The organism is Pseudomonas sp. Q1-7, assembly GCF_028010285.1.
Lineage (GTDB): Bacteria > Pseudomonadota > Gammaproteobacteria > Pseudomonadales > Pseudomonadaceae > Metapseudomonas.
In genome coordinates, this window is sequence record NZ_CP116304.1 from 2,165,918 (window position 1) to 2,186,122 (window position 20,205).

At 67.0% G+C, this 20,205-nt stretch carries 22 protein-coding genes; 12 read left to right on the forward strand and 10 right to left on the reverse strand.

Translation table 11 applies throughout. From position 1 onward, the window contains the following. Window positions 1–153 precede the first annotated feature (153 nt). A complete protein-coding gene (locus PJW05_RS10075; protein ID WP_271411570.1) occupies window positions 154–705 on the forward strand; it encodes a glutathione peroxidase in 552 nt (183 codons plus the stop codon). A gap of 243 nt (window positions 706–948) precedes the next feature. On the opposite strand, the gene PJW05_RS10080 is transcribed toward PJW05_RS10075, so the two are convergent. From PJW05_RS10080 to PJW05_RS10100, 5 genes are all read right to left on the reverse strand, one after another. Continuing rightward, window positions 949–2,202, reverse strand: a complete 1,254-nt coding sequence (locus PJW05_RS10080) for an OmpP1/FadL family transporter (RefSeq protein WP_271411571.1) — start codon at window positions 2,200–2,202, stop codon at window positions 949–951. A 180-nt stretch (window positions 2,203–2,382) separates the two neighbouring features. Next, window positions 2,383–2,862 (reverse strand): hypothetical protein, encoded by a 480-nt coding sequence (locus PJW05_RS10085; protein ID WP_271411572.1) that lies wholly within the window; start codon window positions 2,860–2,862, stop codon window positions 2,383–2,385. A gap of 242 nt (window positions 2,863–3,104) precedes the next feature. Beyond that, a complete protein-coding gene (locus PJW05_RS10090; RefSeq protein WP_271411573.1) occupies window positions 3,105–3,959 on the reverse strand; it encodes a sulfurtransferase in 855 nt (284 codons plus the stop codon). A 105-nt stretch (window positions 3,960–4,064) separates the two neighbouring features. Beyond that, on the reverse strand, window positions 4,065–5,240 hold the full coding sequence (gene metC / locus PJW05_RS10095) for a cystathionine beta-lyase (protein WP_271411574.1): 1,176 nt from the start codon (window positions 5,238–5,240) through the stop codon (window positions 4,065–4,067). A gap of 196 nt (window positions 5,241–5,436) precedes the next feature. Further along, on the reverse strand, window positions 5,437–5,913 hold the full coding sequence (locus PJW05_RS10100; RefSeq protein WP_271411575.1) for an Lrp/AsnC family transcriptional regulator: 477 nt from the start codon (window positions 5,911–5,913) through the stop codon (window positions 5,437–5,439). 127 nt (window positions 5,914–6,040) lie between these two features. Here PJW05_RS10100 and PJW05_RS10105 point away from each other — a divergent pair, with 127 nt between their 5' ends. Continuing rightward, window positions 6,041–6,844: a lysophospholipid acyltransferase family protein gene (locus tag PJW05_RS10105; protein ID WP_271411576.1), complete on the forward strand. Its 804-nt coding sequence runs from the start codon at window positions 6,041–6,043 to the stop codon at window positions 6,842–6,844. A 61-nt stretch (window positions 6,845–6,905) separates the two neighbouring features. Here the strand turns inward: PJW05_RS10105 and PJW05_RS10110 are convergent, their stop codons facing one another. Further along, complete coding sequence (locus tag PJW05_RS10110) at window positions 6,906–7,967, reverse strand: SMP-30/gluconolactonase/LRE family protein (protein ID WP_271411577.1); 1,062 nt, start codon at window positions 7,965–7,967, stop codon at window positions 6,906–6,908. Between the two features lie 292 nt (window positions 7,968–8,259). On the opposite strand from PJW05_RS10110, the gene rnd reads away from it, so the two are divergent. From rnd to PJW05_RS10135, 5 genes are all read left to right on the forward strand, one after another. Beyond that, entirely contained in the window at window positions 8,260–9,387 is a 1,128-nt protein-coding gene (gene rnd, locus PJW05_RS10115; protein ID WP_271411578.1) for a ribonuclease D, read from the forward strand. 46 nt (window positions 9,388–9,433) lie between these two features. After that, window positions 9,434–9,727 carry a YcgL domain-containing protein gene (locus PJW05_RS10120; RefSeq protein WP_271411579.1) on the forward strand — a complete coding sequence of 98 codons (294 nt, stop codon included), beginning with the start codon at window positions 9,434–9,436 and terminating at the stop codon, window positions 9,725–9,727. Beyond that, complete coding sequence (locus PJW05_RS10125; protein ID WP_271411580.1) at window positions 9,727–10,656, forward strand: D-2-hydroxyacid dehydrogenase; 930 nt, start codon at window positions 9,727–9,729, stop codon at window positions 10,654–10,656. The genes PJW05_RS10120 and PJW05_RS10125 overlap by 1 nt, the downstream gene beginning before the upstream one ends. A 240-nt stretch (window positions 10,657–10,896) precedes the next feature. Continuing rightward, complete coding sequence (locus PJW05_RS10130; protein ID WP_271411581.1) at window positions 10,897–11,346, forward strand: YcgN family cysteine cluster protein; 450 nt, start codon at window positions 10,897–10,899, stop codon at window positions 11,344–11,346. Window positions 11,347–11,419: 73 nt separating this feature from the next. Next, window positions 11,420–12,643: a hypothetical protein gene (locus PJW05_RS10135; protein WP_271411582.1), complete on the forward strand. Its 1,224-nt coding sequence runs from the start codon at window positions 11,420–11,422 to the stop codon at window positions 12,641–12,643. Window positions 12,644–12,667: 24 nt separating this feature from the next. On the opposite strand, the gene PJW05_RS10140 is transcribed toward PJW05_RS10135, so the two are convergent. Together PJW05_RS10140 and PJW05_RS10145 are read right to left on the reverse strand one after the other, a co-directional pair. After that, window positions 12,668–13,363 (reverse strand): type 1 glutamine amidotransferase domain-containing protein, encoded by a 696-nt coding sequence (locus PJW05_RS10140; protein ID WP_271411583.1) that lies wholly within the window; start codon window positions 13,361–13,363, stop codon window positions 12,668–12,670. Between the two features lie 41 nt (window positions 13,364–13,404). Beyond that, on the reverse strand, window positions 13,405–13,767 hold the full coding sequence (locus PJW05_RS10145; RefSeq protein WP_271411584.1) for a YajD family HNH nuclease: 363 nt from the start codon (window positions 13,765–13,767) through the stop codon (window positions 13,405–13,407). Window positions 13,768–13,901: 134 nt separating this feature from the next. On the opposite strand from PJW05_RS10145, the gene PJW05_RS10150 reads away from it, so the two are divergent. Beyond that, complete coding sequence (locus PJW05_RS10150; RefSeq protein WP_271411585.1) at window positions 13,902–14,228, forward strand: hypothetical protein; 327 nt, start codon at window positions 13,902–13,904, stop codon at window positions 14,226–14,228. On the opposite strand, the gene PJW05_RS10155 is transcribed toward PJW05_RS10150, so the two are convergent. Further along, window positions 14,229–16,271 (reverse strand): S9 family peptidase, encoded by a 2,043-nt coding sequence (locus PJW05_RS10155; protein ID WP_271412199.1) that lies wholly within the window; start codon window positions 16,269–16,271, stop codon window positions 14,229–14,231. It lies immediately after the preceding gene. Between the two features lie 93 nt (window positions 16,272–16,364). Between PJW05_RS10155 and PJW05_RS10160 the strand changes: the two genes are divergently transcribed. The 4 genes from PJW05_RS10160 to PJW05_RS10175 all read left to right on the forward strand — a co-directional run bounded on the left by PJW05_RS10160 (window position 16,365) and on the right by PJW05_RS10175 (window position 18,674). After that, window positions 16,365–16,844 carry an MFS transporter gene (locus PJW05_RS10160; RefSeq protein ID WP_271412200.1) on the forward strand — a complete coding sequence of 160 codons (480 nt, stop codon included), beginning with the start codon at window positions 16,365–16,367 and terminating at the stop codon, window positions 16,842–16,844. A gap of 65 nt (window positions 16,845–16,909) precedes the next feature. Further along, the gene (locus PJW05_RS10165; protein ID WP_271411586.1) at window positions 16,910–17,356 is read left to right on the forward strand and encodes an HIT family protein; all 447 of its coding nucleotides are present in this window, start codon (window positions 16,910–16,912) and stop codon (window positions 17,354–17,356) included. A 2-nt stretch (window positions 17,357–17,358) separates the two neighbouring features. Continuing rightward, window positions 17,359–18,132 (forward strand): class II glutamine amidotransferase, encoded by a 774-nt coding sequence (locus tag PJW05_RS10170; protein ID WP_271411587.1) that lies wholly within the window; start codon window positions 17,359–17,361, stop codon window positions 18,130–18,132. 17 nt (window positions 18,133–18,149) lie between these two features. Further along, complete coding sequence (locus tag PJW05_RS10175) at window positions 18,150–18,674, forward strand: DUF2937 family protein (protein ID WP_271411588.1); 525 nt, start codon at window positions 18,150–18,152, stop codon at window positions 18,672–18,674. Between the two features lie 27 nt (window positions 18,675–18,701). On the opposite strand, the gene PJW05_RS10180 is transcribed toward PJW05_RS10175, so the two are convergent. Next, entirely contained in the window at window positions 18,702–20,126 is a 1,425-nt protein-coding gene (locus tag PJW05_RS10180; protein WP_271411589.1) for an aminotransferase-like domain-containing protein, read from the reverse strand. Window positions 20,127–20,205 lie beyond the last annotated feature (79 nt).

Consider the following 20,205-nt stretch of genomic DNA (forward strand, 5'->3'; position numbering starts at 1 on the left):
CCTTCGGTGCGCTGCTGCTCGGCCTGCTGCTGGTCCTTGGCTGGTGGGGCTGGCAGCAGGGCGGCCTGGCGCTGATGCAGCTCGGCTTCGTTTGCTAGGCCGGCCGCTTGGCAGTAGCGTAGGCAGATCGCCCGACCCGCGACGGAGTCCGTCATGAAAGCCTTGTCCATCCTCGCCCTGTCGCTCACGCTGTTCGGCGGCCAGGCGCTGGCCGCCGAATGCCCGTCGCTGCTGCAGCATGAACTGCCGCAGTTGCGCTCCAAGGACAGCATCGACCTCTGCCAGCGCTTCGCCGGCAAGCCTCTGGTGGTGGTCAACACCGCCAGCCATTGCGGCTTCACCCCGCAGTTCAAGGGGTTGGAGGCGCTCTACAAGCGCTACAAGGATCAAGGGCTGGAAGTGCTGGGCGTGCCCTCGGACGACTTCAGGCAGGAAGCCGCCACGGCCGAAGAAACCGCCAAGGTCTGCTACGTCAACTACGGGGTGACCTTCGCCATGACCCAGCCGCAGCACGTCACCGGCGATGAAGCGACGCCGCTCTTCAAGGGGCTGATCGCCCAGTCCGGCCAGGCGCCGCGCTGGAATTTCTACAAATACGTGGTGGATCGCCAGGGCAAGGTGATCGCCCATTTCTCCAGCCTCACCAAGCCGGACGACCCGGATCTGGTGAAGGCGGTGGAACAGGCCCTGGCCAGCCAGCCCTGACCGTCAGGCATGAAAAAGCCCGGATTCGTCCGTAATGCCGTTCACTTAAGCGCGCATGACTCGCTCCCCTCTCCCATTTATGGGAGAGGGGCTGGGGGAGAGGGGCGAAATCCCTGCGAAACAGTCGTTTCCCCCTCTAACCCCCTCTCCCCAAAGGGGCGAGGGGACTGATCGAGCCCCATTACTTCTTATGTGAACAGCATTCCGGATTCGTCCGGGCTTTTTCGTTCCGTCGCGGATGGCTCAGAAGCGATAGGTCATCTGCGCGCCCAGGCCGTGGGCGCTGTTCTGGAAGGTGGCGCGGTAGGCGCCCTTGCTGGCGCTGACCTGGTTGATGTCGGCGTCCTTTTCCTTCAGGTAGGAATAGGCGACGTCGATGGTCAGGTCGTCATTGGGACTCCAGGCGGCGCCCAGGCTGAAGATCTTGCGGTCGTCGGTGGGGATGCGCGGCGAGCGGAACTCGTTGCGGGCCGGGGACTGGTCGTAGGCCAGGCCGGCGCGCAGGGTCCACTGCGGATTCAGCTTGTAGGCGGCGCCCACGGCATAGGACCAGGTGTCGCGCCAGTCCTGCTCTTCGACGATGTCGCTGAGGGTGGCGGGCAGACGGCCCTTGTTCTCCACGCGGATCTCTTCCAGGCGGCTCCAGCGGGTCCAGGTGCTACCGGCGTAGAGGGTCCAGCGGTCGTTCAGGTCGTGGGTGACGGAGAAGTCGACGGACTCCGGGGTTTCCAGGTCCAGCGAGGCGTCGTACGTGCCGGCCAGGGGGCCGAACCCACTGCCGCTCAGGGTGGTGTCGCCTTCCAGCTTGTAGTCCACCTTGGAGTGGTAGGTCAGGCCGAAGCGGGTGCGGGCATCCAGCTCGAAAAGCACGCCGGCGTTGAAGCCCAGGGCGGTGTCGTCACCCTTGACCTTCACCTTGCCGTCGTTGCGGCCCGGCGTGGCCGGGTTGAGCACGGCAGAGGTCAGTTCGCCGTCGATGCGGTTGAGGGTGGGGCCGAAGCCGACCGACAGCTGGTCGTTGATGCGGTAGCTGAGGGTGGGTTGCAGGGTGATCACTCGCACTTCGCTGCGGTCACCGTAGTAGCGGCCGGCGTAACCGGACTCGTAGTCGGTGATCAGGCCGAAGGGGACGTACATGCCGAGGCCGAAGGTCCATTTGTCGTCGATCGGCTTGACGTAGTAGCCCATGGGCACGGCCACGGTGGGCACCATGTCGCCGTCGTTGCTGCCGCCGAAGGTGCCGCGGGCGTCATCGATGTCGGTCTTGGCGAAGATGGCCGCCGCGCCGACGCTCACCTGTTCGCGCTTCAGGCGAGACATGCCGGCCGGGTTGCCGAATACGGTGGTGGCGTCGTCGGCCGAGGAGGAGCGGCCGGCGAACGCGGTACCCATGCCGCTGACGCTCTGTTCGTTGATGGCGAATCCGGCGGCCAGGCTGTAGCTGGAAGCGGCGCCGATGGCCAGGGCGAGGGCGGTCTTGAAGACTCTGCAGATCACGGTGAACTCCTGAGCGGTCGTACAAAGGGGCGGCACGCTATCAGGATTCGATGGACCTGGCCAGTTCGTTATTTTCGGGTAATTTCTTGTAAGATTGTCGAACAATACGGCAAAAGAGTGGCATTTTCGCCGATCGTGAAAGCTGATTGGTACGCGGGTTCCTGACTGTATGGTCAGTGATCAGGCGACCTGGCTCAGGCCTCCGACATGGCGTTGCCAGGCCTCGAGGAAGTCCCGCGGACTGCCTTCGGGCTGGAACACCTGGCGCCAGACCATGGCCATGCCGATCAGGTCGTCGGCGGCGGGCAGGACCAAAATGCTGGATTCCACCAGCATCCAGGCGATGGCGGTGGCGTAACGCAAGTTGACGGTCAGTTCCAGATGCGGTGCGGCGAGGAAGGCGTGCTGGCTGGCCAGGCCGCGCACCTGGCTGGCGAGTTCCGGGTCCCGGGCCAGGTGTTGGTCCCAGAGTTGCTGGTGGCGTTCGTCGCTGATGCGGTAGAGGCCGCGTCCCTTGCTGCAATCCAGGGCGGCGCCGAGGGCCGATTGACAGGCGGCGGCACCCAGCAGCAGGCGTTCGGCGGTGGAGGAGGGGCGCTGCAGGTAGAGCAGCGTCGGTCGTATCACGTGTTGGCGGAGATCGCCGGCGGCAATTCCCATGGGGCCCTCGCGAAGGGTGCCGGCGGGGCCAGGGCGTTTTGGCAGCTTCTCATCGTTCTAGGGAAGGGCCCCACCGGGAGCGGAGTTAGCCGCTCGTTTTGAAGTCTAGTGGGATATTTGTGCTGTAAAGGTCTGTTTTTAAACTGTTTCGGGCTTCTGGTTATTGTCCATATAGCTGGTTGTGATTAAAAAACAACCAGCGGCAAAGGGCCTGCCAGCCCTCTGCCACCAAGCTTTCGGCCTTATTCGCCCTTGGCCAGGGGGCGCTGGGTATTGGTGATCCATTCGCTCCAGGAGCCGGCGTAGAGCCGGGCCAGGGGGTAGCCGGCGAGGCTGAGGGCGAAGAGGTTGTGGCAGGCGGTGACGCCCGAGCCACAGTAGGCCACCAGTTCGTCCAGCGGACGGTCGCCGATCAGGGCGGCGAAACGTTGCTTCAGGGCCTCCGCCGGGAGAAAGCGGCCATCGCTGCCGAGGTTGTCGGTGAAGGCCGCGCACTGGGCACCGGGAATGTGACCGGCCACCGGGTCGATGGGTTCCACTTCGCCCTTGAAGCGGGGCAGGGCGCGGGCATCCAGCAGGGTCAGGGCGGCGCTGCCCAGGCGTTGCTGCAGGGTGTCGGCATCCACCAGCAGGTCGGCGTCGGGCTGGCCGTCGAAGCGGCCGGGCTTCGGCGCCGGTTCCACGGCGGTCAGCGGCAGGTCCGCTTCGCGCCAGGCCTTCAGGCCGCCATCCAGCAGGAACACGCCATCGCGCTTGCCCAGCCAGGCCAGCAGCCACCAGGCGCGGGCGGCGAAGGCCCCGGGGCCGTCGTCGTAGAGGACGATGGTGCTGTCGTTGTCGACGCCCCACTCACGCAGTTGTTCGGTCAGTTCGGCCGGGTCCGGCAGCGGGTGGCGGCCGGTCACGCCGCGTTTCACCGGGCCGGAGAGGTCGTGCTCCAGATCGGCGAAGCGGGCCTTGGGAATGTGGCTCTCGGCATAGCTGCGTTGACCGTAGGCCGGATCGTCAAGGGAGAAGCGGCAGTCGAGGATGATCAGGCCCGGTTCATCCTGGCGGGCGCTGAGTTGTGCAGGGGTGATGAGTTGCGCGAGCGACATGGCGGGCTCCTTGTCGTGACCATTGGTGTGGCAAGCATCATAAGGACGCCCGCCCTGACTGTCGCGCGCTATCGGCCGTGGCGCGGAGCCTGCGCCGCCGCTGGTTCAGCGGCAGGCGGCGCGCAGGCGCTGGAAGCCGGCGTCGAGGTCGGCGATCAGGTCGTCCGGGTGCTCCAGGCCGATGTGCAGGCGCACCAGCGGGCCGTCGGCCCTCCAGGTGGTCGCGCTGCGGTGGGCGCTGGGATTGGTCAGCAGGATCAGGCTTTCGAAACCGCCCCAACTGAAGCCCATGCCGAACAGCTGCATGTGGTCGAGCATGGCGTGGACGGCCTGATCGGGCATCGCCTTGAGCTCCACGGCAAAGAGGCCGCAGGCGCCGCCGAAGTCGCGCTTCCACAGCTCATGGCCGGGTGCTCCGGGCAGCGCGGGGTAGAGGATGCGTTCCACCTCCGGCTGTTCGGCCAGCCAGCGGGCGACCTGTTCGGCATTGCGCTGATGGCGTTCCAGGCGCGTCGACAGGGTGCGCAGGCCACGCAGGGCGAGGTAGGCGTCGTCGGCGCTGACCGACAGGCCGAGTTGCTTGTAGAAGCCGCGTACCTGGGGATAGAGCGCCTCGGTGGTCATGATCACGCCCATCAGCACGTCGGAGTGACCGACGATGTACTTGGTGGCGGCATGGATGGAGATGTCCACGCCGTGCTTGAAGGACGCGAAGTTCACCGGCGTGCCCCAGGTGTTGTCGAGCATCACCAGGGCGCCGTGGGCATGGGCGACCTCGGCGATGCTGGGCACGTCCTGCACCTCGAAGGTGAGCGAGCCGGGGGATTCGAGGAACACCACGCGTGTGTTGGGGCGGATCAGTTCGGCAATGCCGCCGCCGATCAGCGGATCGTAGTAGGTGGTCTCGATGCCGAAGCGCTTGAGGGTCTCGTCGCAGAAGGCGCGGGTCGGGTCGTAGACCGAATCGGTCATCAGCAGGTGATCGCCCGGCTTCAGCGTGGCGAGCAGGGCAGTGGTCAGGGCGCTCAGGCCGCTGGGGGTGAGCATGGCCCCGTGGGCGCCTTCCAGTTCGGCCAGGGCGCGTTCCAGGGAGCGGGTGGTGGGGTTGCCGTGGCGGCCGTAGGTATTGAGGGTGCCGCTCTGCGATTGCAGGGCTTCCACCGTGGGAAAGAGCAGGGTGGAGGCGCGGTAGACCGGGGTGTTCACGGTGCCGCCGACGCGGCCCCGTTCGCGGCCTTCGTGGGCCAGCAGTGTTTCTGGATGCAGCTTGCGGTCGTCCACCTGGTGGTACCTCTGGGTCGGCGTAGCGGAAAGGGAGAGCAGCGCCCGGGGGCGTCTGGAATGGGGAAAAGATTACCGATGGCGGTGGGGAATTTCTTTGCTTTGATGGGCCGGCTTCAGTGCGGAGGTAGAAATAAAAACCAACAAATCTGTAATTGTTGGAAAAATATTTCTCTCTGCTTCGTATGTGGGGAAATCACGACTCGCCAGGCTGCGTCAGGTGGTCGAGGGGCAGGGCGGTGGTGTGCTTGATCACTTCCATGGCGAAGCCGGCGCTGACGTCGGACAGGTCGGCCACCCGGATCAGGCGCTTGTACACCGCGTCGTAGCCCTTGATGTCGGGCACCACGATCTTCAGCAGGTAATCCACATCGCCGGTCATGCGGTAGATCTCGACGATCTCCGGGATATCGCGGGTACCTTCGATGAATTGCCGGGTCCAGTCGTCGCTGTGGCGGCTGGTGCGGATGGTGACGAACACGGTGACCCCGAGCTTGAGCCGCTCGGCATCGCAGAGCGCCACCTGGCGGGTGATCACACCATCCTCGCGAAGCTTCTGCAGGCGCCGCCAGCAGGGCGTGGCGGAGAGGTTCACCGCCTCGGCGAGCTCCGCCAGGGAGAGGGAGGCGTCCTGCTGCAGGAGGGCGATGATCTGCAGGTCTTTCTTGTCCATGGGCGGGGTCCGTGCCGGAGGCGTTTGGTCAGGAGGCTGGCCGGCCAACTGTGTCGAAACGATGACAGTCGGCATCATAAGGTCACCCGCGCATGAAGTCGCGCGGACAGAAGATGGGAGAGCTGAATTGCCAAGCCTGCAACTACTGAGCGAACGTGCCTCGCTGATCCGCCGCCTTGGCGTGATCCTGGGAACCCTGTCGGTGGTCTTCTACTACTGCTGCCTGGTGCTGGTCCGGGCACCGCTGGGGCGCCTCGATCGCGCCTGCGTCGACCGCTACACCCGCGCCATGTCGCGCCTGCTGCTGCGCCTGGTACGCATGGACCTGTCGGTGCACGGAACCCTGCCCGATTTCAACGATGGCCGGCGCTACCTGATCCTCTGCAGCCACTCCAGCCACTACGACATCCCGGCCAGTTTCGTCGCCCTGCCGGGCTCGATCCGCATGCTGGCGAAGAAGGAGCTGTTCCGCATTCCCTTCCTCGGCCCGGCCATGCGCGCTGCGGAATTCCCGTCCATCGACCGGCACAACCGCCGCCAGGCCCTGGCCGACCTGGAGACCGCCCGGCGCATGATGGAGAGCGGCATCGTCCTCTGGGCCGCGCCCGAGGGCACCCGTTCCGCCGACGGCCACCTGCTGAAGTTCAAGAAGGGCTGCTTCCACCTCGCGCTGGACACCGACGCGGTAATCGTCCCGGTGTCGATTCGCGGCATCCATCACGTGCTACCGGCGCGCACCTTCCGCCTCAACCTCGGGCAGAAGGTGGAAGTTCATGTGGGTGCGCCCATCGATGCCAGCCAGTACAGCATCGAACGGTTGGGCGAGCTGATGACCGAGACCCGGGCGCGGATGCAGGCGTTGCTGGGGCACGAATCGGCCGACGCCGCCGCGCCGAGCGCGCGCGTGGCAGGCGTTCAGAAGGCCGTGTGAGCGAATCCGTTCGCGACAGGGCCGCGTAGCGGCCCCCAGCGCTGAGCCCGGTGTTCTGCCCTCAGCGAATCTTCAGCTTGCCGATCCGATCGTTTTCCAGGCTGCCCAGGTAGAGGTAGTCGCCTACCGGCTTGGCCGACGTGACCATGCGCAGGTGGGTGCCGCTGGTGTCGTGCAGGCTGTGGACGATCTCGCCCTGCTCGTTCAGTTGCAGCACCAGGCCATAGGGAATCGGCTTGGGCCAGAACATGCGCGGCAGCTTGGCGAGCTGTGCCTTGAGCCAGGGCTGGGTGTGGAGGAAGTCGGCGTCGGCCTTGCGCGGCGAGGGCAGGGCGACCCAGAAACTGCCCTGGCGGTCGCCCTGGAGGTTGTCCGGCAGGCCCGGCAGGTTGTCGATGAATACGTCATGGCTACCGGCCTTGTCGCCGCTGAGCCAATAGCGGGTGATGCGGTAGCGGTAGGTCTCGTTGACCAGCACGAAGTCCTCGTTGGCCGACAGCGCCACGCCATTGGCGAAGTACAGGTCCTTGAGCAGCACCTCGGTCTTGCCGCTGGCCGGGTCGAAGCGCATCAGGCGGCCGTGGGGGCGGGCTTCCAGCAGGTCGAGCAGGTAGTCCGGTTGCTGGAAGCGGCTGGAGGCGTCGGTGAAGTAGATGCGACCGTCGCGGGCGATATCCAGATCGTCGGTGAAGCGGAAGGGCACGCCCTCGGCCTCGGTGGCGAGCACGCTGACCTGGCCTTGCGGGTCGACGCGCAGCAGGCCTTTGTAGGCATCGCCGACGATCAGGTCGCCGGCGGCGTCGAAGTCCATGCCCAGCGGACGGCCGCCGGTCTCGGCAAAGGTCTCGACCTCGCCGTTCTCGGCGATCCGCACGATACGCCCGTCGTGCAGGCTGGCGTAGAGGCGGCCCTGGGCGTCGACGGCGGTGTCTTCCGGACCGTGCAACTGGCCCTGGGCGACCAGTTCGGCCTTCATCAGGGTGTCGTTGGGCTCCAGCACGCCGGTCATCTCGGGCGCCTTGGGGGCGTCCCACGCCAGCGGGTCGATGGGGGAGGGCGTGACAACGAGGTAGATCGCCAGGGCGGCGACCAGCAGGGCAAGAAGGCCCAGCAACTTTTTCATCTTCTTGTATCCGTTCAGGTGAGCGATGGCCGGAGCCTTGTTCTTCTGTGCGCGGGCTTTTTAGCAGCCGGCCGGCCTCCCGCGCCAGGGCTGAATGTCGCAGCGGTGGATGGGGCACCGTCGACAGCGCCGTGGCAGCGCGCCACCCACCCCGATGAAACGCCCGCGGAGGCCGATTCGCGGCGAGCTGGGTCGGTCCTCAAGGCTGGCCCGTGTCGGGCGAAAGCGATGCCAGGCGCGTAGCGGGCGCCCCGCGCGATATACTGCGCGCCACTGATTCAAGGAGAACCCTGTGGCCATCGACATTACCTGGATCCGCGACGACGCTGCGCTGGCCAGACATTGCGCCGACTGGCGGCGCCTGCCCTTCGTGGCCCTGGACACCGAGTTCATGCGGGTCGACACCTTCTATCCCAAGGCCGGCCTGGTGCAGGTCGGCGACGGCGAGCGGGCGTACCTGATCGACCCGTTGCTGATCGGCGACTGGTCGCCATTCGCCGAGCTGCTGGAAGACCGCGCGGTGCTCAAGGTGCTGCATGCCTGCAGCGAGGATCTGGAGGTCTTCCTGCGCCTGACCGGCGCCCTGCCGCAACCGCTGCTGGACACGCAACTGGCCGCGGGTTATCTCGGTATCGGCTATTCCATGGGGTATTCGCGCCTGGTGCAGTCGGTGCTCGGCATCGAGCTGCCCAAGGACGAAACCCGTTCCGACTGGCTGCAGCGTCCCCTCACCGAGATGCAGGTGCGCTATGCCGCCGAGGACGTGCAGCACCTGGCAGAACTCTACGCCGCGCTGGAGCCGCGCCTGGTCGATCCCAAGCGCGCCTGGATGCTGGAAGACGGCGCCGAACTGGTGGCCAACCTGCGCCGCGAGGTCGTTCCCGAGGAGCTTTACCGCGAGGCCAAGCTGGCCTGGAAATTGTCCCGTGCGCAGCTCGCCGTGCTCCGTGAACTCTGCGCCTGGCGCGAGATCGAGGCGCGCCTGCGGGACCAGCCGCGCAATCGCATCCTGCGGGAACACAGCCTCTGGCCCCTGGCGCGTTACCAGCCGGACAACCTGGTGTCGCTGGCGCGGATCGACGACATGCACCCGCGCACCGTGCGCCAGGACGGCAATACCCTGCTTAAATTGATCCGCGAGGCCGCCGAGACGCCGCCCGAGCATTGGCCCGAGGCCCTGCCAGAGCCGCTACCGCCGGACGCCACGCCGCTGCTGAAGAAGCTCCGTGCCGTGGGCCAGGCCGAGGCCGAACGGCTGGGCATGGCGCCGGAACTGATGCTGCGCAAGAAACACCTGGAAGCCCTGCTCAAGAGCGGCTATCCCGATGGCCCCTACAGCCTGCCCGAGGGCCTGCGTGGCTGGCGCCGCGAACTGATGGGCCAGGCCCTGCTGGATGCCCTGGCCACGGCCGGCCAATGACCCTTCAGCCGTGCCGACCGGCACGGCCTGCCCCACGAGTCCGACCATGAAACGTATCTGCTCCATCTACAAGAGTTCGCGCAAGAACGAGATGTACCTCTACGTGGACAAGCGCGAAGCCCTGACCCGTGTCCCCGAAGCCCTGCTCGCTGCCTTCGGCGCCCCGCAGCACGCCTTCGACCTGGTGCTTTCCCCCGAACGCCAACTGGCCCGCGAAGACATCGGCAAGGTGCTGGAAAACATCGAGAAGCAGGGCTTCCACCTGCAAATGCCGCCGGCCCAGGAGGACTACATTGAGCACCTGCCGGAAGAGCTGCTGCGGATGAACGACCCCGTCTGATGAAAGTCCTGATCGCCGAAGAAGAGTTCGCCCTCTACGCCGACCTGCTGCGCGGCGAGGCCGGCCTGCAGTTGCATGGTGGCGTCGATGTGGAGCGCCTGCTGGAGGCGGCGCGGGAGTGTCCGGTCTGGCTCGGCCAGCCCGACCTGCTGGCGCAGTTGCTGCGCCGGGGCTGCAAGCCGGCGTGGATGCAGTCCACCTGGGCCGGCATTACGCCGCTGCTGGCCGCCGAGCTGCCGCACGATTACCGGCTGACCCGCGCTGTCGGCATCTTCGGCCAGGTCATGGCCGAGTACGTCCTTACCTACCTGCTGGCCCACCAGCGGCAGCTCTTCTCGCGCGTCGCCGCCCAGGCCGAGAAGCGCTGGGACAATCGCCTGCCGCACAGCCTGGAGGGCAAGCGGGTGCTGATCGTCGGCAGCGGCGATATCGGCCAGAGCGTGGCGGGCTTCCTCGAACCCTTCGGCGTCGAACTGCATGGCATCGCCCGCGAGCCCAGGCCGCTGGAACCGTTCGAGCGGGTCCTCGGCATGGAGACCCTGGCCGAACAGGTGGCCTGGGCCGACTGCGTGGTGAACCTGCTGCCGGATACCCCGGCGACCCGCGATATCTACGATGCGGCGCTCTTCGCGCGCATGCGGCCGACTGCGCTGTTCATCAATGCCGGGCGCGGCGTGGCGGTGGTGGATCATGACCTGGTGGCGGCGCTGCAGGCCGGCCGACCGGCCGCGGCGGTGATCGACGTCTGCCGCGAAGAGCCGCTGCCCGCCTGGCATCCGTTCTGGACTGCGCCCCACCTGCTGGTCACCGGCCACAGCTCGGCCCCGACCCTGCCGAGCGCCATGGCGGCGCTCTTCGTCGACAACCTCCATCGCTATCGGGCGGGCGAGCCCCTGCGCGGCCAGGTGAACTTCGAGCGCGGCTACTGAGCCCGCCGCCCGGAAACCAGCGGTCAGCTATGCTTGGCCGACACCCCGGAGCCGACGAACGGGCCGTTGAATAACTTGGGTCAGGGGCGGCCAGCGCCAGGCAAAAACAGGTGAAAAAACGCAGCTTACGTGCGGTAAATGAGCATGTGAGGCTGTTATGAACGCGGCGATGGCAACGTAGGTAGTTTTTTAACCGCCTGCTAAACTACGCGCCCCGAATCAACCCCCCTCCCGTACGCCATGGCCGCCAAAGTCGAACCCTTCTGGAAGCGCAAGACCCTCGCTCAGCTCGATCAGGAGGAGTGGGAATCCCTCTGCGACGGCTGCGGCCTCTGCTGTCTGCAGAAGCTGGAAGACGAGGACGACGGTGGCGTCTATTACACGCGTATCGCCTGCAAGCTGCTGGACCTCAAGACCTGCCGCTGCACCGACTACGCCAACCGCCGTCAGTTCGTCGCCGATTGCATCCAGCTCACCCCGGCCCAGGCCGACGAATTCCGCTGGCTGCCGCCCACCTGTGGCTACCGCCTGGTGGCCGAGGGCAAGGACCTGCCGCCCTGGCACCCTCTCGTCTGCAACGACCCTGAGGCGGTGCACAAGGCTGGTATCTCCCAGTCCGGACGCATGCTCAGCGAAAACAGCGTGGCGGAGGACGACTGGGAAGACTATTTGATTTTTCGCGCAGGCTGAGGCGGACAAGGATCGAATCGCCGCCTTTCGAGTCTCAGGGACTGACCGTTACCCACCAAGGAAGCCACCTTCGATGTCCGCCCGTTCCCGGCTGCTGCTGTCCACTGTCCTGTTGACCCTGAGCGCCCCGCTGTGGGCGGCCAAGAAGGTCGATCTCGACTACCAGGTGCGCTTCCTGCCGGACAGCGACCAGGCCGAAGTCAGCCTGGTGCTGGAGAAGGGCGACGGCGTGCGCAGCCTGCGCTTCAACCTGGGTGACAAGGGCTACTACAGCGATTTCAAGGCCAGCGGCAGCTGGACCCAGGACGACCCCGCCCACGGCACCTGGGTGCCCGGCAGCGGCAAGGCCAGCCTCACCTACAGGGTGCGCGTCAGCCACCCGCGCGGCGATGGCCGTTTCGATGCCCGCATGACCCCGGATTGGGCCTTGCTGCGCGGCGACGACCTGGTGCCGGCCGCGCGCCTGGACGCGGTGGCGGGCGTCGACCTGGTGGCCCGTTTGCGCTTCGAGCTGCCCAAGGGCTGGAAGTCGGTGGAAACCGGCTGGCCGCGCATCGGCAAGAATCGATTCCGCATCGACAACCCCGAACGCATTTTCGACCGTCCCACCGGCTGGATACTTGCCGGCAAGCTGGGCAGCCGGCGCGCCGCCCTGGGCAATACCGATGTCACTGTCAGCGCACCGCTGGGCGAGGGCATGCGCCGCATGGACGTCCTCACCCTGCTGACCTTCGTCTGGCCCCATGCCCGGGAAGTCTTTCCCCGCGAGCCCGGCAAGCTGCTGATCGTCGGCGCCAACGACCCTATGTGGCGTGGCGGGCTGTCGGCGCCCAACTCCTTCTTCATGCACGCGGCGCGGCCGCTGGTGAGCGAGAACGGCACCAGCTCCCTGATGCATGAGCTGGTGCACGTCCTCAGCCGCATCCAGGACACCGACCGCAGCGACTGGATCAGCGAAGGCATCGCTGAGTATTACGCCATCGAACTGCTGCGCCGCGCCGGCGGCCTAACCGATGACCGCTACGAGGCGGTTCGCCGGCAACTGCGCCAGTGGAGCAAGAAGGTGGACAGCCTGCGTGGCGAGCACGCCACCGGCGCCATTACCGCCCGTGCCGTGCTGCTGCTGCAGGACCTGGACAAGGAAATTCGCCTGCGCACCGACGGCAAGCATTCCATGGACGATGTGGCCCGTGGCCTGATGCGCCTGGACAAGGCCAGCACCAAGGACTTCATCGAGATCACCGAGAACATCATGGGCAGCGCGTCGGACGTGCTGGACACCAAGCTGTTGCGTTGACCCGACAGGCTGTTCGCGCCCGCCCTACATCTCCCCCCGTCGCCCGCTCAGCAGCTCCAGCAGCGCCGCCGCCACGGGCTCGGACGAGGCCGGGTTCTGGCCGGTGATCAGGTTGCCGTCGGCGACCACATGGGGCTGCCAGTCCGCCACCTTGGAGTAATGGCCGCCCTTCGCCTTGAGTTCGTCCTCCAGCAGGAAGGGCACCACGTCGGCCAGGCCCACGGCGGTTTCCTCGGAGTTGGCGAAGCCGGTCACCGCATTGCCCTGCACCAGCGGCGCACCGTCCGGCGCCTTGGCGTTGAGCAGTACCGCCGGCGCGTGGCACACGGCGCCCACCGGCTTGCCGGCGGCGTAGAGGGTTTCCACCAGCACGATGGAGTGCAGGTCCTCCACCAGGTCCCACATCGGGCCGTGGCCGCCCGGGTAGAACACGGCGTCATAGTCGCCCGGCATCAGGCCGGCCAGCACCTGGGTGTTGGCCAGGGCGCGGCGGGCCTGGTCGTCGTTCCGGAAGCGGTGGGTCGCCTCGGTCTGGAACTCCGGATCGTCGCTTTTCGGGTCCAGTGGCGGATGGCCGCCCTTGGGCGATGCCAGCACCACCTCCGCGCCGGCATCGCGAAAGGCGAAGTAGGGCGCGGCGAACTCCTCGAGCCAGAAGCCGGTCTTCTTGCCGGTGTTGCCCAACTGGTCGTGGGAGGTCAGTACCATCAGGATCTTCATCGTGATCTCCTTGCGGACTCGGTGACGAACGGCCCGGCGGGCTATTCCTCGCGCTTCAACAGGTCGCCGATGGCGGCGAATGCCTTGTAGGTGGCGCGCGGTCCCTGCCGGGCGCCGGGTTGTTCCTCGCCATGCCACTGCTGGTCGGTGTAGCGGGCGTGCTCGTTGTCGTGGCAGTAGAGGCAGAGCAGCTCCCAGTTCGACCCATCCGGCGGGTTGTTGTCATGGTTGTGATCGCGGTGATGCACCGTCAGTTCGGACAGGCGCTTGCCGCTGAATTCACGCCCGCAGCGCGCGCAGACCCAGGGGAACAGCTTCAGCGCCTGTTCCCGGTAACTGTGTTCGCGTCGCTTGCGTTCGTCGGCGAGCAGCCTGTCCAGCTTGCTCGTGGGGCTCGTGCTCATCCGCCGTGCTCTCCCCAGGGGTTCGAGGAAAGTCTAGTCCGGGCGCCGGAGGTCGCCGGCATCCCGTCGCCGTGGGCGGCATCCGGGTGGGCGGGGATTAGACTGAAGGCATCCCTGAACAGGAGGCCGGGACCATGATCCTCTTTCGTGTTCCGTCGCTGCTGGCGCTGGTCCTGGTCGCCGGCACGGCGCTCGGACAAAATCCACCGCTGCTGCAGGCGCCCCTGCAAGCGCCTGCGGGGGCGCCCGGTGCAGCGAACCCGCAGCCTTATCCGCAGGTGGCGCCGCGCGCGATCACCAGCCCCTCGCCGCAGAGCGGAAGCCCGCAACTGATGAAGCGCCCGGACCAGGAGCAGCGCCTGCGGGAATCCCTGGAGCAGCGCGACCAGCCGATCCCCGCGCTGGAGCAGAAGCTGGAGCGCAACAGCCAGGGGCTCGGCACCAGCACCGGCAACCCCTGATCAACGCTGGGGCAGGCCCAGCACCTTGAGCAGGAAGGCGTACTCCAGGGCTACGTCGCGCAGCGCCTGGTAGCGGCCGCTCATGCCACCGTGGCCGGCGCCGAGGTCGGTCTTGAGCAGCAGCGGCTTGTCGTCGGTCCGGGTGGCGCGCAGGCGGGCCACCCATTTGGCTGCTTCCCAGTACTGCACGCGGCTGTCGTTGTAGCCGGCCACCACCAGCATCGCCGGATAGTCCTGGGCGCGGACGTTCTCGTAGGGCGCATAGCCCCTGATTCGCTGGTACACCTCCGGCTCGTTCGGGTCGCCCCATTCGTCGTACTCGGTCACCGTCAGCGGCAGGTCAGGGTTCTGCATGGTGTTCAGCACGTCGACGAACGGCACTTCGGCGATGGCCGCGGCGAACAGCTCCGGGCGCAGGTTGAGCACCGCGCCCATCAGCAGGCCGCCGGCGCTGCCGCCGCTGATGGCGAGTTGCGACTTGGTGGTATAGCCCTCGGCGATCAGGTGTTCGGCGCAGGCGATGAAGTCGCCGAAGCTGTTCTGCTTGTGCTCCAGCTTGCCGGCGCGGTACCAGGCCTCGCCCAGCTCGCCACCGCCGCGCACATGGGCGATGGCGAAGACGAAGCCGCGCTCCAGCAGGCTCAGGCGGGCATGGGAGAACCAGGGGTCGAGGCTTTCGCCATAGGCGCCGTAGCCATAGAGGTAGAGCGGGGCGGGTTTGCCCAGGGTGTCGCGGCGGGCCACCAGGCTGATGGGCACGCGCGTGCCGTCCGCCGCCGTGGCCCAGAGGCGCTGGCTGACGTAGGCGTCGGCATCGAAGGGGCCTTCCACCGGTGTTTCCTTGAGCACCTGCTGCGCACCCGTGGCCAGTTCCAGCTGGCGCACCTGGGCCGGGCGGTTGAGCGCCTCGTAGCGCAGGCGGACCACCGGGCTGTCGAATTCCAGACTGTCCTGCACGTACAGGCTGTAGGCGGCGTCCGGCAGTTGCAGCGGGTAGGGCGCGGCGCCGTCCGGGTGCACCTGGATGATCGGCAGGCCGCCTTCGCGGAGGCTGAGCACGTAGCCGCCGGCGTTCAGGCTGACACCTTCCAGCATGCGTGCCGCGTCATGGGCGATCAGCTCCTTCCAGTGGGCGCGTCCCGGCGCGGCGTCCGTGGCCCGGTAGAGGGCGAAATTGATGCCGCTCTGGTTGCTGCGGATGAACCAGGTCCATTGGCCGTCCAGCTGGCCGTGGTCGGCGTAGTACTCGTGGTCTTCCTCGCGCGGGGCCAGGCAGGTCCAGGCGGCGTCGGGCGTCTCGGCGTCCAGCACCCAGGTTTCGCTGGTGGTCTTGCTGTTCAGCAGGAGGATCAGCTGGCGCTCGGAGCTGGCGCGGTAGCAATGCAGGAAGAAGCGCCCGTCGGCTTCCTCGAACACCCGCTCGGCGCTGGCCTCGCCCAGGCGGTGGCGGTACAGGCGATGAGGGCGGTGGGTGTCGTCCAGCTCGCCGAAGAACAGCGTGGCGCTGTCGTTGGCCCAGGTCATGCTGCCGTCGCACTGCTCGAAGGGCAGGGCGGTGATGTCGCCAGTGGCCAGGTCCTTGATGAACAGTCGGTAGACCTCGTCGCCGCTGGTGTCCAGGCTGTAGGCCAGGCGCTTGTGGTCCGGGCTGACGCTGAACGCGCCGATGGACAGGAAGCCGCCGGCCGCCAGCTCGTTCGGGTCCAGCAGCAACTGCTCGCCGGCTTCGTCCAGGGTCAGTGAGCCGTCGGCCGGACGCGGGCAGCGGTAATGCCGCGGGTATTCGTCGCCGGCGGTGGTGCGCTGGTAGTACAGCCAGGGTCCCCAGGGCACCGGCAGGGACAGGTCGGTTTCGCGGATGCGCCCCTTGATCTCCTGGAACAGCGCTTCGCGCAGGTCCTTCTGGTCGGCCAGCTCGGTTTCCAGCCAGGCGTTCTCGGCTTCGAGGTAGGCGAGCACGTCGGGGGCGTCGCGTTCCTCCAGCCAGCGGTAGGGGTCGTCACCGGGTTCGATGCGGGCGATGGGAGCTTGGGGCATGGGCAGTCTCGAAGGCGGGCGGCGGCGACGGCAGGAGCGCCGGAACCATGAAAAGCGTTTATCATAAGCGCCCTTTTGCCAGCCTTGCCACGGACGCCAATGACTGAAAACGACTACCTGCTCGCCTGGGCCGCCTACGGAGTGGCCGCGCTCGGCTGCCTGCTGGTCTGGTTCCGCCTGACCGGCTGGATGTGGCGCTGGCTGCGCGAACCCCTGCGAGTGCTGGTGGCGGTGCTGCTGCTGACCCCCACCATAGTCGACCCGGCCAAGGACATGTTCGCTCCGGCCGTGGCCATCACCGCGCTGGACCTGGTGTTCAAGGTCGGCAACAACGCCTGGAAGGCAGCGCTGGACCTGACCATGTACAGCCTCATCGCGCTCGTCCTGTATCTGGTCTTCGCCGGCATCCGCTGGCCTATCGAGCGCAAGCTCCAGGCCCGCCGTGCCGAGCGCGAGGCCGCCCGGACGGCCGACGAAGAGCCCACCCTGCGCGAAGTGATGCGCGAGCGCGCCGCCGAGGCGGATACCCGCTACGACAACCACGGCGACCGCCGCCTGCGCATCGAGCCCCGTCTGTAACGCCGAGGCCTTGCAGCCGGGGCACGACACGTTCAGCATGAGCCATCCCTCGCCAAGGAGTGCCCATGGACTGCGTGTTCTGTGCCATCGCCGCCGGCAAGCTGCCGGCCCACCTGCTGCATGAAGACGAGCACTTCCTGGTGCTGCTGGATATCTACCCGTTGCGCCCCGCCCACGTGCTGGTCGTTGCCCGCGAACACGCGCCGCTGCTCACCGACCTTTCCGGCGAAGCCCGCGACCGGCTGCTGGCGCTCACTGCGCGCCTCAGCCAGACCCTGCGCTGGGCGGGCTACGGGCGCGAAGGCATCAACCTGCTGATCAACGACGGCCCGGCTTCCAACCAGCACGTGCCGCACCTGCATCTGCACCTGATTCCGCGTCGCCGGGGCGACCTCGTCGGTCTGCTCTGGCGCGCCCTGACCCGTTTCCTGCCCTTCGGCCGCGCCAGCCTGCAGGCGCGCCTGGAGCGTGAAGCCGACCAACTGAAGAACGCCCTGAAGCTGGAATTCTGAACATGTGCGAACTGCTCGGCATGAGCGCCAACGTCCCCACCGATATCGTCTTCAGCTTCACCGGCCTGATGCAGCGCGGCGGCGGCACCGGTCCGCACCGCGATGGCTGGGGCATCGGCTTCTACGAAGGCCGCGGCCTGCGCCTGTTTCAGGACCCTTCGGCCAGCGTCGATTCCGAGGTGGCGCGCCTGGTGCAGCGCTACCCGATCAAGAGCGAAACGGTCATCGGCCACATCCGCCAGGCCAATGTCGGCAGGGTCTGCCTGTCCAACACCCATCCTTTCGTGCGCGAACTCTGGGGCCGCAACTGGTGCTTCGCGCACAACGGCCAGTTGGCGGGCTTCGCGCCGCCCAAGGGCTTTTACACGGCGGTCGGCGATACCGACAGCGAAGCGGCCTTCTGCGACCTGCTCAACCGGGTGCGCGGCGCGTTCCCCGAGCCGGTGATGGCCGAGATCCTCCTGCCGGTGTTGATCCAGGCCTGCTTCGAATTCCGCCAGAAGGGCGTGTTCAACTGCCTGCTGAGCGACGGCGACTGGCTGTTCAGCTTCTGCTCCAGCAAGCTCGCCCACATCACCCGCCGCGCACCCTTTGGCCCGGCGAGCCTGAAAGACGCCGACCTCACCGTGGACTTCCAGTCGGAAACCACGCCCAACGACGTGGTCACCGTCATCGCCACGGAACCCCTGACCGACAACGAAACCTGGAACCTCTACCAGCCCGGCGAGTGGATTCTCTGGCGTCGTGGCGAGATCGTCACCCAGGGCCGTACCTGAGCAGCGGAGAACAGGGAATGTTGCGAAGCTACCTGCGCCTGATCCTCTTCACCCTGGGCCTGCTGGTGGGCGTGCAGGTGCCGGGTTTCGTCGAAGACTACGCCAAGCGCGTGGAGGCCCATCGCATCGAGGCGGAAGAGGGGCTTTCGGGTTTCCGCGACACCGCCCGGCGCTTCTTCAAGGGCGACCTGGTCGCGCTGGTGGCCCACTACCGCGCCAGCGCCGACCCGGTGATGCGCAGCGACGCCGACAGCATCGCCCACCTGGTGGCCCGCGCCGAGCTGATGCACGCGGAATGGCGGGCTCTGCAAGGCCCCTGGTACCAACGCGCCTGGCATGTGCTGGCCATGGCCAACCCGGAACTGCGCCGGGAAACCTTCGCCGCCTACGGCTACCAGCTGCTGCTCAAGCCCGAGGCCATGGCCTGGGGCCTGGGCTGTGGCCTGCTGCTGGCGTGGGTGGTGGAAAGCCTGTGTCTGCTCATCGGCTCCGCCGCCGGCGTCGGACGCAGCCAGCGTGTGCAGCAGCGGCACAGGTTCTGAGCCGCCGTTCGGGCAACGCTTCGCCAGCTACTCGACGGACTCCGCCGTGCCCGCCTGCAGCGCCTCGGCCAGCGCGCGGAAGCCTTCCAGCAGCAAGCCATCGTCGTGGCTGGCGTTGCTGACGCTGGCCCGCACGAACTGCGGGACCGCCGCCCGTCCCACCGCGAAGGTTTCCGCGGTCGAGATCAGGACATTCTTCAGCTTTAGCTCCGCTTCCACATCCGCCGCCCGCCAGGGTTCCGGCACCTCGATCCAGAAGTGCGGGCTCTGCGGATGCGTGTGGTAGCGCGTGTCCGCCAGCAGGCCTTGCACGAGCGCCTTGCGTCTCGCCAACTCGACGACCTGCTGGCGCCGGAGCTGCTCCGCCACACCGCCTTCGATCCAGTTGCAGGCCAGTTCCATTGCCAGCGGTGTCGCCATCCAGCAGGAGCCGCGTAGGGCCGCCGCCAATCGCCCCAGCAGTGCCGTCGGGGCGTGCAGGTAGCCGACCCGCAGGCCAGCGGCCACCGCCTTGCTCAGGCTGCCGATCAGGACACCCCGCTCCGGCGCGTAATGACTCAGCGGAAGCGGGCGATCCGCCACCAGCACGGCGTGGGCTTCGTCTTCGATCATCAGCAGGTTGTGCTGCCGGCACAGCTCGGCAATGGCTTTTCGGCGCGCGGGCGACATGACGGCCGTGGTGGGGTTCTGCAAGGTCGGGGTGCAATACAGGGCGCTGACCCGGTTGTGCCGACAGATTTCATCCAGGGCGGCGGGGATCAGGCCTTCCTCGTCCATCGCCACGCCCAGCAGGCGGATGCCCTGCATGCGCGCGGCACCGATCAGTCCGGGATAGGTGAGCTGTTCGGTGGCCACGCTGTCGCCGGGGCGTAGCAGCGCCATCAGCGTGCAGAGCAGGGCGTGCTGGGCGCCGTTGGTACACAGTATCTGCTCGGCCTGGGGGCGGAACTCGCCCTGGGCCAGCCAACGGGCGCCGGCCCGGCGATGTCGCGGAAGGCCCTGTTCGGGGCTGTAGAGGGTCAGTTCGTGCAGCCGGTCCGGGTCATTCGCCAGCTCCCGCAGGCTGTCGGCGAGGAACGCGGTTTCCTGTCCGGGGATATGCAGGTTGCGGCTCATGTCGAACAGCCCGGGAGTCTTGTCCGAGGCATTGCGAAAGCCGGTATCGCGCTTGCGCTCGACGTCGTGCTGGCGCACGAAGGTGCCGTCGCCGACCCGTGCGACCACCAGCCCCAGGCGTTCCAGCTCGGCATAGGCGCGGCTGACGGTGCCCGCGGTGATGCCCAGACGGTCGGCCAGGATGCGATGGGGCGGCAACTTGCTGCCGGCTTCCAGGCCGCCGTCGCGAATCTGCTCATGCAGCGCTGCCGCCAGGCGCTGGTACTTGGTTCCCTGTCCCGACTCCAGTGCATTCTTGAGCAATGACAGGGTGTCATTAATCAGTTTGACAGTCATTTGCAGTCCGAATAGCGTGATTTGACGGCGTTAATCTAGCAAATTGGATGCTTTGATATCATGTCAATTATCGAATCGA

Bases quoted from the DNA above. Each gene is read 5' to 3' on its own strand.
- PJW05_RS10075 (WP_271411570.1), top strand. From the start codon at position 154: ATGAAAGCCTTGTCCATCCTCGCCCTGTCGCTCACGCTGTTCGGCGGC.
- PJW05_RS10085 (WP_271411572.1), bottom strand. From the start codon at position 2,862: ATGGGAATTGCCGCCGGCGATCTCCGCCAACACGTGATACGACCGACG.
- PJW05_RS10090 (WP_271411573.1), bottom strand. From the start codon at position 3,959: ATGTCGCTCGCGCAACTCATCACCCCTGCACAACTCAGCGCCCGCCAG.
- PJW05_RS10100 (WP_271411575.1), bottom strand. From the start codon at position 5,913: ATGGACAAGAAAGACCTGCAGATCATCGCCCTCCTGCAGCAGGACGCC.
- PJW05_RS10110 (WP_271411577.1), bottom strand. From the start codon at position 7,967: ATGAAAAAGTTGCTGGGCCTTCTTGCCCTGCTGGTCGCCGCCCTGGCG.
- PJW05_RS10120 (WP_271411579.1), top strand. From the start codon at position 9,434: ATGAAACGTATCTGCTCCATCTACAAGAGTTCGCGCAAGAACGAGATG.
- PJW05_RS10125 (WP_271411580.1), top strand. From the start codon at position 9,727: ATGAAAGTCCTGATCGCCGAAGAAGAGTTCGCCCTCTACGCCGACCTG.
- PJW05_RS10130 (WP_271411581.1), top strand. From the start codon at position 10,897: ATGGCCGCCAAAGTCGAACCCTTCTGGAAGCGCAAGACCCTCGCTCAG.
- PJW05_RS10135 (WP_271411582.1), top strand. From the start codon at position 11,420: ATGTCCGCCCGTTCCCGGCTGCTGCTGTCCACTGTCCTGTTGACCCTG.
- PJW05_RS10140 (WP_271411583.1), bottom strand. From the start codon at position 13,363: ATGAAGATCCTGATGGTACTGACCTCCCACGACCAGTTGGGCAACACC.
- PJW05_RS10145 (WP_271411584.1), bottom strand. From the start codon at position 13,767: ATGAGCACGAGCCCCACGAGCAAGCTGGACAGGCTGCTCGCCGACGAA.
- PJW05_RS10150 (WP_271411585.1), top strand. From the start codon at position 13,902: ATGATCCTCTTTCGTGTTCCGTCGCTGCTGGCGCTGGTCCTGGTCGCC.
- PJW05_RS10160 (WP_271412200.1), top strand. From the start codon at position 16,365: ATGACTGAAAACGACTACCTGCTCGCCTGGGCCGCCTACGGAGTGGCC.
- PJW05_RS10165 (WP_271411586.1), top strand. From the start codon at position 16,910: ATGGACTGCGTGTTCTGTGCCATCGCCGCCGGCAAGCTGCCGGCCCAC.
- PJW05_RS10170 (WP_271411587.1), top strand. From the start codon at position 17,359: ATGTGCGAACTGCTCGGCATGAGCGCCAACGTCCCCACCGATATCGTC.
- PJW05_RS10175 (WP_271411588.1), top strand. From the start codon at position 18,150: ATGTTGCGAAGCTACCTGCGCCTGATCCTCTTCACCCTGGGCCTGCTG.
- PJW05_RS10180 (WP_271411589.1), bottom strand. From the start codon at position 20,126: ATGACTGTCAAACTGATTAATGACACCCTGTCATTGCTCAAGAATGCA.